Here is a 14201-nt window from a genome sequence, read left to right on the forward strand (position 1 = left end):
CAATCAAAAAGATACCATTCATCGCATTAAGCTGACATCCGTGATTCTTGTCTTATCCCTTTGAATTAAGTCTGTCCCCAATAAATATCGGGTGAGCGTTTACTTGATTAATATTGGAAATATATGAACGATGAATCTGCAGAAAAATATCTTGAGGCAACGATTCGTCAGCAACCACGTCACTGGCTCATAGACAAAAAACGAAACGGCAGACATCTCCGCCGTCCCGCCCAAAAGAGATAGCCTTATCTCTGTTTGTACACATGTCAAGGTTGGTTATTTACTGATATCAGGGCCTATATAAACCCTGTTTTTCATATCGTGCGTAAACATAAGACTTTTTTTCGACAAAAGAGCAGATTCCTTCTTCTTTTTGGGAATACATGTTCTAAACATGCCACACTACCTCTTGGCTACTAGCGTGAGCTTCTATTATAGAGGAACTATGAAAAAGCATTTTACATCAAAACATAAAGCTAAATCCTTTCTTCTGCGAAGCATTGAACCGTTCAATCTCCAAAGAAAGGGATTTCTTTAACTGATTAGCCATAAATATTAAGAAAGACCTGCGTATGATGCAAATTGCCTTCAGTCGTTTTAAGGATTTTCTGAAAGAACAGTACCCATTATATGAATGCAACATCAAACCCGAATTTATCACTAAGGATATGATGGTTCTGTTTGTGGACTATTTGCAATCCCGTAGCGTTGGCGAGGGAGCAAAAAGTATCTATCAGCGTTTCAAGAAAGTGATACGCTATGCCATCGAACACGATGTGATACTGAAAGACCTTACATATAAGAATGTAGACTACTCAAACAAGCTATTGAAGTTTGAACAGAATAAGACCAAAGGGCATTCTTCTGCTAGTGGAGTAGTCATTCCTTTGAATGACGGTTTGGTCTCTATTATTGGTGAACCTCTTGCGGATGGCAACAAAGATGTGCTTATATTTAATCTACCATCCTATGAAAGCTGCTGTAAATCAGTAAAACGTTGGGTGAAAAGATCCGGAATAGACAAGCACATAAGCTGGCATTGTGCCCGTCACTCATTTGCAGTGAATATCCTTAACAATGGTGCTAATATTAAAACAGTAGCCAGTTTGCTCGGACATAGCGGGCTGAAACATACGGAGAAGTGCCATTCAAGACACGCTGTAAGCACAAGCAGCACACTCTGTAAACCTTGCACTAACTTCCCGTAACTGGCTTATGGGCTGTTATATCGTGGAATTTGAACAAAACGGAGAAGACCGTACAGCCTATGGTGAGCAGCTTTTGAAGAAGTTGGAAAAACAACTAAATACCAAAGGACTTAACGAACGTAGATTCCGGGAGTTCAGACGTTTATATCTTGTTTATCCACAGTTGAAAGAAGAGGTTTTAGGCTATGTTATGTCGGGTTCGGGAATTCGGCGGTTGCCGACCGCCGAATTTGAAACAGAGATTCGGCGGTCAGTAACCGCCAAATTGCAAATGGTTTCAGAAATTGCAAATAATGACTGGAAATTGGCTGCTGAAAAGCTATTTAACAGATTATCTTCTACGCATTTGAATGCAATATCTGCTATTGACAATCCTATTAAACGTGCCTTTTATGAAATGGAAACGATTAGGGGATGCTGGACTGCAAAAGAACTGGAACGGCAGATTGATTCATTGTACTACGAGCGTAGTGGATTATCTAAAAACAAAGAAGCTCTTTCTGCATTAGTACAGCAACAGGCAGTTCAACTACAGCCTGCGAATGTAATAAATACTCCCTTGACCTTAGAGTTCTTAGGGTTAAATGAACGGGCATTAGTTACAGAGAATGATTTAGAGCAAGCCATCCTTGATAATTTACAAAAGTTCCTTCTGGAAATGGGACACGGCTTCTGCTTTGAAGCTCGCCAAAAACGCATACTGATAGATGAAGATTACTTCTTTGCTGACCTCGTTTTCTATCACCGCATACTGAAATGCCATGTCATAGTGGATTTAAAAATTGACAAATTCCACCATGAATATGCATCCCAACTGAATATGTATCTAAACTACTTCAAAGCAGAAGTAATGCAGCCCGATGATAATCCACCAATCGGTATTTTGCTTTGTACTGAAAAAGGAGATACTTTAGTTCGTTATGCCACAGCAGGATTAGACCCAAATATTTTTGTACAAAAGTATAAAATCCAGTTGCCCAGTGAGGAAGAAATCAAGAAATTTCTTTCAAAGGAGATAGGCTAACAACTTTCAATAAAAACAAAGGTTTAGTTCATTTTAGATATACAAGAGAAATGGACTAAACTTAATCTGTAACCTTTTCATTATAAAACCTCAAAAATTCCATTTCACCCACCTGCTTTAAAAATTTCTGATTTTCAATAAAGTCTTGTCCATACTTTAACCAACGTTTTGTAAAACCTTTGAACTTAGTACAAGGAAATAGATGACATTGGTAGCAGTGTGTTATTCCTTTCTCAACGCAACACAGGTAAAATGTTCTACATTTTTCACAGCGGGTTTTGTTTTCCTCTGCTCCCTGACAATTTTTTTCATCTCGTGTGTAGCTTGGACAACCGCCACAGAACACACCACAAGCAGGAATACGACCATGATATGGTTTTATTACAGATAAGGTTTTTGCCATCCAAAAATTAGTCAAATTCAATTTATTTGCCTGTCGTTTTTGTTCCTTCTTCACCACGTATTTTTGCTTCTCAAAGAATGGACGAGCAGTTAGACTCACTTCTGATGTGATTTGTATAATACCTTTTGTAATAGCATATCGTTCTATTTCTTCCAAAAGCATAGTTGCAATGCCTTTGCCTTGAAAGTCTGCGTGAATGAACATAGAGTGCAGATAGCCTTGCGGCGTAATGGATGAAAAACCTACAATCTGAGACAGTTGATTAACAGCCACAATAAAATAGTGAGTCTTTATCATTTCCTCTATATTGGAAAGATCATCTCCACATGATGCCCAATCTTCAACTTCATCCTGTGAATAATCACGCCTGTTTACTACAAGCACGGTATTCTTATATAAATCTCTCAGTTCAGCACTATCAGATTGTTGCGCTATTCTGATTTTAAAGTCCATTTTCATCTTTGGTTTTGTATCTTTCCGTATGAATGAAACTCGCCATTGATAAAATAGTGCCATTCTATGCGATTGATTTGGGTTGTACTCTCATAACGCATTGTTTGTTTTATCAACACATCCCGTCCATCATCCGTTGTATATTCGGCAATTACTGCCTGCACTTTTTCGCTCTCGACAATATACTGGATGTTGGGATTAAAGCAATCTAACAGAAATAAGCCTCCTGCTTTGAGATGATTTCTAACGCATCCTAACGCATTGAATAAATCTTCGTTTCTGTATAAATGGTGGATTGAATTAAATGGAATAAAGATTAGGTCGAATTTTTCTTGCAAGTCGAGCATTCTAATATCTGCTTCTATGAAATCAATCACTAATTCTGCTTCGATAGCCTTCATCTTTGCTTGTTCGAGCATTGAGGGTGTGTAATCTACTCCGCAAATGCTGTATCCATCTTTGGCAATGGGGATCGTAAGTCTGCCTGTACCACAGCACAGTTCAAGTATTTCAGCCTCCTTATTTTTCGGTAGCCACTTTTTGTAGAATTGCAAATCAGATAGAAAGGTATTTAATCCATCATATATATTTGCATCATAAATCAACTCACCAACCTTGTAACCTATATTCATTTATATTCTCCAATATTCATTGTTTCATATTTATATACCAAACTTATTTCTATTCTCTTTCGTGTCCGGATGGATATGCCATAGATTAACCTTATCTTCCTTTATTTCTGCAACCCAAATAGCATGAACATTATTTAGAACCTGATCTGATTTAACATACCCACAGGGTTTTTGGACTGACCCAAAAAATTGTCTAGCCGTGGATAGTCCTGCCGAATAATTACATACAAAAAAAGCTTGACTGATTACTCAATCAAGCTTTTCAACTTCAGTACCCAGACCCGGTACAAGCCATAGAAATAATAGGAAAACAAAAGAATTTATTTTCCTTATTATCAGTTATTTGCATATTTCCTATTTTCTCCATTTTTGCCCTATTTTGCCCGTTTTCTGTTATTCAGTACACTTTTAGTACACTTTGAAATCTCATTTTCTTTTGTACCTTTGCAATATCGGAAAACAAAAGAAAATCAACTATTTAGTGTAATTACCCGGTTACGGTACCTAAATCGGGATAAAACCTCTAAACAATGGCAAAGTTAGAAAATAAAACGAAAGAGAACCCCAAGTTGGAGCAAAATAAGCTCTCGGACGGTAGAATAAGCCTTTACTTAGAGTATTATTTAGGTAGAGAGGAAAAGCCCGTATTGGATGAAAACGGTAATCAGGTGTATTACGATAGTGGGAAAATGCAAGGCAAGCCCAAGTTTGCAGTAAAGCATAACAGGCGAAAAGAAAACCTTAGCCTGTATCTGATAGACAAACCCCCGTACTCCTGCGGAACGGCAACAGAACAAGGAAACTTTGGAACTCGCCATGCGCATACGTGCAGAGCGTGAACAGGAGTTTAAAGAAAGCATGTTGGGTTACCGCTTAAAGAAAGACAGGGCTGTTAATTTCTTGGACTACTTTCAAGCCTATATCAATAGCTATACCAAGAAAGATATTCGCATGGTGCAAATTGCGCTTAGCCGTTTTAAGGACTTCTTAAAAGAGCAATACCCCATGAATGAGTTTAGTATCAAACCGGAACTTATCACCAAAGAAATGATGGAGCAGTTTGTAGCCTATTTGCAATCCCGAAGTGTGGGTGAAGGTGCTAAAAGCATTTACCAGCGTTTCAAGAAAGTTATTCGATATGCGATTGACCATGATGTAATGTTGAAAGACCCATGTAAAAGTGTTACCTGTAAAGTGGATAGCCAAATGCTTCGAAAAGATGTGCTTTCTCCCGAAGAAATACAAAAGCTGATAGCTTGTCATTATGACAACGAAAACCCCACAATCAGACGAGCGTTTATCTTTTGTCTGTATTGCGGTCTGCGCTTCTGTGATGTAAAAGACCTTACTTATAAAAATGTGGATTATGCCAACCGATTATTGAAATTCGAGCAAAGCAAGACCAAGGGACATTCAGCCAGTAGCGGTGTGGTTATCCCCTTGAATGACGGTCTATTATCCATTATTGGCGAAGCTCCGGCAGATAAGAACTGTTTGATATTCGATTTGCCTACATACGAAAGCTGCTGCAAATCAGTAAAACGTTGGGTAAAGAGAGCCGGAATAGACAAGCATATAAGCTGGCATTGCGCCCGCCATTCGTTTGCCGTGAACATTCTGAACAATGGGGCAAATATCAAGACGGTAGCCAGTCTTTTAGGGCACAGCGGATTGAAGCATACCGAGAAATACACCCGTGCCGTGGATAAATTGAAAGAGGAAGCAATAAACAGCCTACCCGAACTAAAGTTTTAACCACAAAAGACTTATCTTTGTAACTATGGACTTTGAAGCATTAGTAAAACATATCAGTACGATACAGAACACGTTGCAGGCACAAGCCGCACACGCTGTAAACCTTGCACTTACTTCCCGTAACTGGCTTATGGGGTGCTATATCGTGGAATTTGAGCAGAACGGAGAAGACCGTGCCGCATACGGTGAACAACTGTTGAAAAAGCTGGAACAACGGCTGAAAACAAAAGGTCTGAATGAACGTAGATTCCGTGAATTTAGGCGGCTGTACCTTGTTTATCCACAACTGAAAGAACAAGTATTACACTACATCATGGCAGGAAATGAAATTCGGCACACGCTGTCCGCCGAATTCACGGAACCAATTCGGCACTCAGTGTGTGCCGAATTACAAACATCAGAAATACAATATAATAAGTGGAGTATTCCTGCTGAAAGGTTGTTCAATAAATTACCTTATTCTCACTTAAAGTTCATCTCCAAAATCGAAAATCCGACAAAGCGTGCTTTCTATGAAATGGAAGCAATACGTGGCTGTTGGTCTGCAAGAGAACTGGAACGGCAAATAGCGTCTTTATACTATGAACGTAGCGGACTATCCAAGAACAAAGAAGCCCTCTCCGCTTTAGTCCAGCAACAAGCAACCCTATTACAACCTAAAGATGTTATCAACACCCCTGTTACTTTAGAGTTCTTAGGATTGAATGAACGAGCCTTAGTAACAGAAAACGACTTGGAGCAATCCATTCTTGACAACCTACAACACTTCCTGCTGGAAATGGGGCATGGATTCTGTTTTGAAGCTCGGCAAAAGCGTATCTTGATTGATGAGGACTATTTCTTTGCCGACCTTGTGTTCTATCACCGCATCTTGAAGTGCCATGTTATTGTGGAATTGAAGATAGACAAGTTCCGCCATGAGTATGCTTCGCAACTGAATATGTATCTGAACTATTTCAAGGCGGAAGTGATGCAGCCGGATGATAATCCGCCTATCGGTATTCTGCTTTGCACAGAAAAGGGAGATACATTGGTTAAGTATGCCACTGCCGGATTAGACCCGAATATCTTCGTACAGAAGTACATGATAGAACTTCCAAGCGAGGAAGAAATAAAGGAGTTCATTGCTTCCTCAAATTACTAACCTATCATAAAAAGTAATACTGGCGAAAAGAAGAATACTGTTTTTCTTTTCGCCAGCAACATATAATCTGCCGACAAAAAATAGGTTTAGTCCGTTTTGGATATATAAACAAAGGTATGAACTAAACTTGTAAATGTACTGATTTTTACTTGAGTATTAAAAGTTAATTTATTCAAATACAGGAAGAAATAAATTATTTAATACGCTATTCTATTACTCATTTACATTATATTTGGATGTTGTTTATATAATTGGTTGAATGAAATATTTTCTATCCATATTATTTATATTTTCTCTCAATCTTGTCAGCCCACTTTTAGCCCAAGACAAGAATTCGGCAGATATGTCTGCTTTATTAGAGAATAAAATATGGAAAGTGCAACTTCCCAAAGACAAACACTATGCTATGGAAATGGAATTCCGCAGCGCTGGATGGAAACAGACCTTTCTATATGATGAAAAACAAACTGAAATATGCGATTCTTACTCTTTGCATGGAGATACAATAAAATCTTTTCAAAAGAATTACATTATTCAAGAACTGACAGATAGTACGTTGGTTCTCCAATATCTGCCGGAAAGTTTGACAATCGGAGTTACACCTGTCAGATGTACAACAGATAACAGTGTTCAAGGACAAAGGCAGAACGAAGAACGCTTGGATAGTATTTGGCGTAAAGAGGATATTTGGAATAAAGGTGTTGCTAAAATAACCGGAGAACCAATTAAAGATTTATCCACGATAGAACCTCCCCGATGGGCGGTATGGGATTACGATTTGACAAAATACTATGTTTCCCAAATGAAATACCCAGAAGAGTTGCTAAAAAAGAATGTGGCAGGTTATTCCGTAGTGATGTTTGCTCTTGACACATTAGGGCTACCACGCTGGAATACCATTTTGACGACCATCCATGAAGATTTTGACAAAGAGGTCATCAGACAGACCAAAGAACTTCCACACTGCCTGCCTTGCAGGAACAAAAACGGCAAACGAATGGAGTGTCTTTATACGGTATATGTCCCTTTCCTGCCCCAACATTATAGGGATAGGGTAAAGGCGGACAGCGTTAGGGAAGAAGAATTGAAACAAAGTTTTGTGGAATGGGAAGCTGTGTCTTATTTTGAAAAAGCAAATCCGTATGCAATTACCAACTACATTAATGAACGCCTAACATACGATTCCAATCTATTAAACGGTAAAAAAGAAATCAAAGGGATTTATACGATACGCATTGATTCTTACGGAGAAATAATAAAGGTAGAGACCTTACGAGGTTGTGGCATACAAGAATGGGACAACCAAGTATTGCAAATCATAAAAGGTATGCCACGGTGGACTCCTACCATCAATTTTCATGGTAAAGGTGAATATCGGAACTCTGTTTGGACTGTACCTGTTTTATTCAAGAATGATAGTCCAACAAAAAATGAAGTTAATAACTATAATTGGCTTATCAAAACTCTAAGCAAATCATGTAAGTATCCACCTAAATTACAGAAAAAGAATCGAGAAGGGATGGTCTATGTTACATATAAATTAGATGGTAACGGATATATTACCAACCCCCAAGTTATTTCGTGTAACAACCGAAAATTCAAAAGAGCTGCACTAAATGCATTCAATGCTGTAACGGGTATTTCTATAACTTTACCAGCCCCAAAGGACACTCTTGTTTTTCAATTTAAATTGGATAGACCGACAACTCCTATCAACCCTCATACTGATGTTTTGATAATCGGCTACAGTTCTTGTGACACTCCAATTCTGATGCGATATGACGCCACACTGACTGCCCATACCACAGAGCCTTATTTGGAGGTGGGTGTTCCGGTCTGTTATCTGAATGAACGGGGCGATACCATTGTGCCATACGGCAAGTACAGATACTGTCAAACAGATACTATCAAAAAAATAGGTTTTGTTTATGAGAACAAGCCAAAGGACGCTCGAATAATCTGCATCAATGATGCGGGCAAAGAACTTTTCTATGTATTCAAATATGATAATGGTCCCGACTACATACAAGAAGGGCTTTTCCGTATAATGGACGAGGATGGATTGGTAGGTTTTGCCGATTCATTGGGTAATGTAATAATTGAACCTCAATTTAAGTTTGCCTACCCATTTAAAGGAGGAAAAACCAAAGCAACTTTAAAAGGTGAACGAAAGGTAGTTCCTGAATCAGACGGAGAAAAACATTATTGGGAAAGCGAAACTTGGTTTTATATAGATAAGAAAAACAGGCGTTTAACTGATTAAAAACAAATAAATACCTAACCATCATGAAAACAAAACTATTTTTATCCGCTATTGTCTTCTTTATGGTTCTAACTGCGCAAGCGCAAGAAGTTAATGAACACTACATTGAAGTGACAGGTACATCGGAAATAGAAATCATGCCGGACAAAATTCACTACATCATTGAAATTCGTGAATACTTCGAGGAAGAATTTGATGGAAAGTCTAAGCCCGAAGAGTATCACACCAAAGTGCCATTATCACAAATAGAACAAGGATTGCGAAAGAAACTTTCCGAAGTAGGTATTACGCAAGATGTAATCCGTACACAAGAGATTGGCGATTATTGGCGAAAGCAAGGACAGGATTTTTTAATATCCAAGCAATTTGATATTACACTGACTGATTTCAAACAGATAGATGAAATAATCAAGCACATAGATACGAAAGGCATTAATACGATGCGCATCGGTGAATTGGAAAATAAAGATATGTTGGCATATCACCAAAAAGGAAAGATAGAAGCACTAAAAGCTGCACAGCGAAAAGCTACTTATTTGGTTGAAGCCTTGGGTAAAAGATTAGGCAATGTCATACGCATTGTGGAAAAAGATAGCGGTAATGCTTTTCCGATAGCGCAAAGCAATGTCCTATCATCGAATGTTGCCTCATTCGACAATTTCCGTACCATTAAAAAGGACTATTCCATGCTGGTGCGTTTTGAAATTGTTGATTAGTAAGCTAAGCACAAAATTACATATCAAAAGCGAAATAGCTGGAGTAAGAAAGTTTTCATTTCATCACTCCAGCTTTACTTCGTTTATGGTTTACCCAACTTATCGGCTTCTTTCTTTAGCTGTTCGGCTTGCTCGTTCAACAGCCTTGCACGTTCCAATGCTTCCGCCTGTTTCTTGCTGCGATATTCAAAATCTATCACAGAATCGGTCAGAATTTGAATGAAATCATTGTCCCTCTGCCAGTTGAATTTGGTTTCCAGTATATCAAGGACTTCTCCGTTTGCCCAACCCTGCATCAGCAAATAACGGTATTTCATATCATTGTCCTGTAACTGCTGCATCCGTGTAGCCAAACGGATATTTAACCATATGGAAGCGGAACAGAGAACCAGCACTGCCGAAAAAATAAACAATCCCGGACGAATCCAAGAAGTAACCTTGTTGCAAATCCGTTGATAGAACGGCAAGGGGGCAACTTCCTCTTTATCCGTCTTGTAGGAATTCAAGGTATCAACCATTATTTTAAAATTACGATAGATTTCCAATGATATTCTCTTGGTGTCCTCGATATGCTGCTGCTGACCTTGCATCTTGTTCCGTACATCGTCAAGTTGACTTTGGATAGTCTGCAACTTCTCCACAGGAACAGCCGGATTACTATGCAGCCTCGACAATGCCTGTTCAATCGCTCCAAACCGTTCGAGAGTTTCCTCCCGGCTGGCTGGCGTTACCTGCGCTTCCAACTTCTCTTTCAGTTCTGTTACCATAGAGAGAAGCCCCTCTAAAATCAAGTTGTCTTCCATGTCTTTACAATTTAAGTCGTTTTTTCTTTTTCTTCTTCTTTCTCAAATTCAAGTTCGGCTCTTCATCCACCGGGGACGGTGATGCAAAAAACAGACCGAGCGAACCGCTTATAAACGGACTTTCTGCGTTACTCCGTGTGGGTATTTGTTCCCGAATGGGTGCGAAAGCTGTTTGCCGTTGACTTTCGGCAACATTCAAACCTGTATCTCCGAAATATCTATCCAGTTTGGAAAAACTGAAACTGCGGTCTATCTCCGAGCCTTTGAACGTGTATTCTCCTTTGGAAAAGGATATGCCCTGTATTTCATCGGTCTGTCCCTTTCGTTTGAACTGGATAGTGATACCCTTTTCCGCTAACCTGTGCTGCAACTGCTGCCAGTTGCGGGATTTGCCGATTTCATTTTTCACAGCCGTGTAAATCTCGTATTTCGACTTGTCCGGCTCTTTCAATCGGTGCTGTTTCACCTGCTCTTTCCCCTTGGCGAAATAAAGCCCATGTTTGGCTTTCAGCTTCTTGCATACCTGTTCGTTACGGTACATATCGTTCCTGTCCGAAATGGTCTTGCCGTTGTTGTCTATACGGTTGAACACGATATGCACGTGTGGATGCTCCCGGTCTTGATGGCGCACGATGATGTACTGCGTATCGGTGATTTTCATTTCACGCATATACTCCTGTGCAAGCTGTACCATCTTCTCGTCTGTCAATTTGGGTGCGTCCACTGCCGAATAACTTAGTGCAATATGTCCAACCGGCTTTTTCAAGTCGGGATTCATCCCGGTCTGCATACAGAAACTGCGGATTATATCGCTCCGGCTCTCGGTCAGAACCCCATCCGCATGAAGCAAAACCGCCTGCTCCTTACCAAGCACATAGTTCACACAACCCTTAAAACCGCTTCCTTTTTTTATTTTTCCAATCATCCGACAAATGGTTTATGATTTCAACAATCCTATCTTTGAGTTTCACCAATTCCACCGCCACCAATGCAAAACCTCCGGCATTTGCCCTATGCGCCAGCTGGTTGATGTTGTTGGCTTCCCCTACCAGCTTGCGGATAGCATCTGCATCCTGCCTGTTCAGCCGGGGTATGACCTCTGCCGAAATAACTGCTTGCCGGACATATTCACTGATGCGCACCCCGGCTTCCCCGGCTCGCTTCCTGATGGCGTAATACTGCAACTCGGTCAGCTTCGTGCTGACTACCTTTTTCTGCTTTTCCGTCCGTTTCTTTGCCGGACGACCGCCCGGCTTGTCCTGTATCTTTTTCATGCCTTTTTACTTTTAAATGATGTCTTAGAAATTGCGACCAACGGGAGCGGTTTCCTTTGCGGTGAGCAAAGCAAGGTGGTTTCGGTCTACCGAAACATAACCTTGCTCTCCCTATGAAACCGCCAGCCGCTGGCAATCCTGCCGGATTAAATGCCCCTGCCCTTCTTTTGTCTTGGGGCGGCACGTTGTCCGGTTTTCTGCTTTATTTCCTGTACTTGGCTGGCTGCGTTTTTCTGTTCCTGCTTCCTGCCGCACAGGTAATCGTTCAAGTCCGAATACCCCCTGTAATTGTGCGAGAAGTCACGCACACGGTAGGAGTATTCCAATTCGATAGCCCGTGTCGCCTTATATCCCGTCTCGTCATTGTCAAGCATACAGTGGATACGTTCATACGGGTATAGCACGTCAATGGCTTTTGGCACGTTGACAGTCGAGTTAAGAATAACATAGTCCTGCCTGTCAAGGTCGGGCATGGTCGGACAGTTCTTCATCCGGAGCGTGAGGAAAGAAAGATAATCCATAAAGCCCTCAAATACCAAACATTTCTCTCTCGGCTCTCCCTGCTGCCGTATATGGGTAATGTCTTTCGGGGCGATACACCCTTTGAAAAAGGAATTGCGAACCTCGTAACCTCCTGCCATATTCGGGAAACCGATAGCAAAGAACGGTCTGCCGTTATTGGTAAAATGGAGTTCCTTACATTCTCTTTTTGCCAGTTCGATATTGATACCCCGCCCCTGCAAGTAACGGAGCAATGCCGGATGGGTCAAGTCACGGACTTCCAAATGTTGGAAACTCGGCTCTGTCCTATGCTGGGGAAAAGAAAAACTGACCGGATGAACGTTTGGTGTCTGCTCTTCTATCCTCTTTAAAAGGTAGGGAAGACTGTCGGAAAAATAAAGTTCCTTTGCCAGAGCGATGATGTTGCCGCCTTTTCCTGCGCCAAAGTCATACCAAAGATTGCGGTCTGTATTCACCTTAAAGGACGCTTCGTGTTCCTCTCTTAATGGTGATTTGTACCATAAACCGTTACCCTGCCGCTTGACGGGCGAATAACCTAAACTATGCAGATAATCTGCGATGGATATTTGTTTCACATCTGCGATGTTCATAATATTTTCTTTTTGGGGATTAAAAAATAGTTGAAAAGTGCGCCAGTCCTGTTTAGTCCGTCATATATATACCCGTACCATACTAAACCTGCCTGCTGTCGATACCGGGAAACAGACAGTCCGTTCCGCTTATATATACACCCGGACTAAACCAAACCGACTTTTAATAATGAAAATCGGGATTGTAGCGATAGCCCTTACCCTCTTTCACAATCATGCGCTTGTCCACAAGGAACTTGTTAAGCGACACAAGGACATTGCGTCCACGCTCGTAACCTATACTTCAATGCCGCTATCACATTGGAATAGCCTTGTACAACCTGCTTGCCGAAACCGTTCTCCAATGCTTCCCGGTGCTGCTGTTCCGTCAACTCTGTAAGCGGAAAGTTCCTGTCTTGTTTGGGTTGCTGGAATACATAACCGTCCATGACTTCGGGCAAAGCGTTGTCATTGATGCGAAATGCGAACGGGTCAAACTCCCGGTCACGTATGTGCATCGCCTTTACTTCACTTATATTGCCGTCCTGCGTGCTTTTCGTGATTTGCAGGACGGTTTCAGCTTTGTTGTTCAGCTCTGTACCGATATGTCCTCTTGTGTTATCATCCCCCTTGTTCAAATGCAGTACGGTATGGATATGCAGATTATACCCACTTGACCAGCGCATCAAAAGGTTGATTAGGTCGGTCGATTCGCTCGGACTGTTGATGTCGTACATCAAATCACGGATTCCGTCAATGATGAGCAACCCCACATCGGGCATATTCTCTAACATATAGCCAATTATCTGCTTACGTTTGTCGGGGGTCTGCTCCCTTAACACAATGAAAACAAAATCGTCCACATCTTTATCGGTCGGCAGTCCGGCAAGGCGCAAAATACGTTCCATGACCTTATGGCAATGGTACTTGCTCTGCTCGGTATCAACATAGAGAATTTTGCGCTTGTTCGGTGGCAGATATGCCGAATACTTCAAAACCTCGTCATTCTTCAATGCTGCCGCAACAATGGCGGAAATGTTGAATGTCTTTTTGCTCTTGGCTTTGCCTGTGGATGCACTGAAATTGCCCAACGTGCCGATAGTAGAACCGTTCACCCAAAGAATTTCGGGCGGTACTTCATAAGTGTCCGTCACCTTTAGACGAATGGTTTTCCAAAGGGCTGCAAAATCTTCTTTCGTCATGGCTGTACCTTGTCCGATTTCCTCTTTCGTCTTGTTTTCCATAGCCATTATTTCTTTAGAGGACGGTTAAGGATATACTTCTGCGCTTCCTGCTCTATCTGCGCCTGCGTCTTCACCGGGTTCTGACGCAACCATGCTTCCAGCTCAGCCTTTTCAAAATAAAGCATTTTGCCCTGCGGCTTGTAATGGGGTATCAAGTTACCCGAAGTCAGCTTGTACAGGTAACTTTTAGA

At 41.0% G+C, this 14201-nt stretch carries 10 protein-coding genes and 4 pseudogenes; 6 read left to right on the forward strand and 8 right to left on the reverse strand.

What is annotated here, in order from left to right:
• Positions 1-557 precede the first annotated feature (557 nt).
• Together DW205_RS17055 and DW205_RS17060 are read left to right on the forward strand one after the other, a co-directional pair.
• Positions 558-1142, forward strand: a pseudogene (locus tag DW205_RS17055) (tyrosine-type recombinase/integrase); the annotation flags it as partial.
• A gap of 73 nt (positions 1143-1215) precedes the next feature.
• Positions 1216-2232 (forward strand): PDDEXK nuclease domain-containing protein, encoded by a 1017-nt coding sequence (locus DW205_RS17060; RefSeq protein WP_005863286.1) that lies wholly within the window; start codon positions 1216-1218, stop codon positions 2230-2232.
• Between the two features lie 61 nt (positions 2233-2293).
• On the opposite strand, the gene DW205_RS17065 is transcribed toward DW205_RS17060, so the two are convergent.
• Both DW205_RS17065 and DW205_RS22340 read right to left on the reverse strand, forming a co-directional pair.
• Complete coding sequence (locus tag DW205_RS17065) at positions 2294-3094, reverse strand: GNAT family N-acetyltransferase (protein WP_008777733.1); 801 nt, start codon at positions 3092-3094, stop codon at positions 2294-2296.
• Positions 3095-3099: 5 nt separating this feature from the next.
• A pseudogene (locus DW205_RS22340) lies at positions 3100-3720 on the reverse strand (class I SAM-dependent methyltransferase); the annotation flags it as partial.
• 530 nt (positions 3721-4250) lie between these two features.
• Here DW205_RS22340 and DW205_RS17080 point away from each other — a divergent pair.
• The 4 genes and pseudogenes from DW205_RS17080 to DW205_RS17095 all read left to right on the forward strand — a co-directional run bounded on the left by DW205_RS17080 (position 4251) and on the right by DW205_RS17095 (position 9598).
• Positions 4251-5475: pseudogene (locus DW205_RS17080) on the forward strand (tyrosine-type recombinase/integrase).
• Positions 5476-5500: 25 nt separating this feature from the next.
• Positions 5501-6619, forward strand: coding sequence for a YhcG family protein (locus tag DW205_RS17085; RefSeq protein WP_005863295.1), 1119 nt, complete (start codon positions 5501-5503; stop codon positions 6617-6619).
• 259 nt (positions 6620-6878) lie between these two features.
• Positions 6879-8882 (forward strand): energy transducer TonB, encoded by a 2004-nt coding sequence (locus DW205_RS17090; RefSeq protein WP_005863298.1) that lies wholly within the window; start codon positions 6879-6881, stop codon positions 8880-8882.
• 23 nt (positions 8883-8905) lie between these two features.
• Positions 8906-9598, forward strand: coding sequence for an SIMPL domain-containing protein (locus tag DW205_RS17095; RefSeq protein WP_005863300.1), 693 nt, complete (start codon positions 8906-8908; stop codon positions 9596-9598).
• 83 nt (positions 9599-9681) lie between these two features.
• Here the strand turns inward: DW205_RS17095 and DW205_RS17100 are convergent, their stop codons facing one another.
• The 6 genes and pseudogenes from DW205_RS17100 to DW205_RS22595 all read right to left on the reverse strand — a co-directional run.
• Positions 9682-10401, reverse strand: a complete 720-nt coding sequence (locus tag DW205_RS17100) for a hypothetical protein (RefSeq protein WP_005863303.1) — start codon at positions 10399-10401, stop codon at positions 9682-9684.
• 4 nt (positions 10402-10405) lie between these two features.
• Complete coding sequence (locus tag DW205_RS17105; protein WP_005863304.1) at positions 10406-11326, reverse strand: relaxase/mobilization nuclease domain-containing protein; 921 nt, start codon at positions 11324-11326, stop codon at positions 10406-10408.
• A complete protein-coding gene (locus tag DW205_RS17110) occupies positions 11292-11675 on the reverse strand; it encodes a MobC family plasmid mobilization relaxosome protein (RefSeq protein WP_005863305.1) in 384 nt (127 codons plus the stop codon). Before DW205_RS17110 ends, DW205_RS17105 begins: the two co-directional genes overlap by 35 nt.
• A 146-nt stretch (positions 11676-11821) precedes the next feature.
• On the reverse strand, positions 11822-12787 hold the full coding sequence (locus DW205_RS17115; RefSeq protein ID WP_121963122.1) for a toprim domain-containing protein: 966 nt from the start codon (positions 12785-12787) through the stop codon (positions 11822-11824).
• 163 nt (positions 12788-12950) lie between these two features.
• Positions 12951-14016 (reverse strand): annotated as a pseudogene (locus DW205_RS17120) (AAA family ATPase).
• A partial coding sequence (locus tag DW205_RS22595; protein WP_233523156.1) for a helix-turn-helix domain-containing protein occupies positions 14016-14201 on the reverse strand: 186 nt, incomplete at its 5' end. The pseudogene DW205_RS17120 and the gene DW205_RS22595, both read right to left, overlap by 1 nt.

Origin of the sequence: Parabacteroides sp. AM17-47 (genome assembly GCF_003434625.1) — a bacterium.
Lineage (GTDB): Bacteria > Bacteroidota > Bacteroidia > Bacteroidales > Tannerellaceae > Parabacteroides > Parabacteroides distasonis.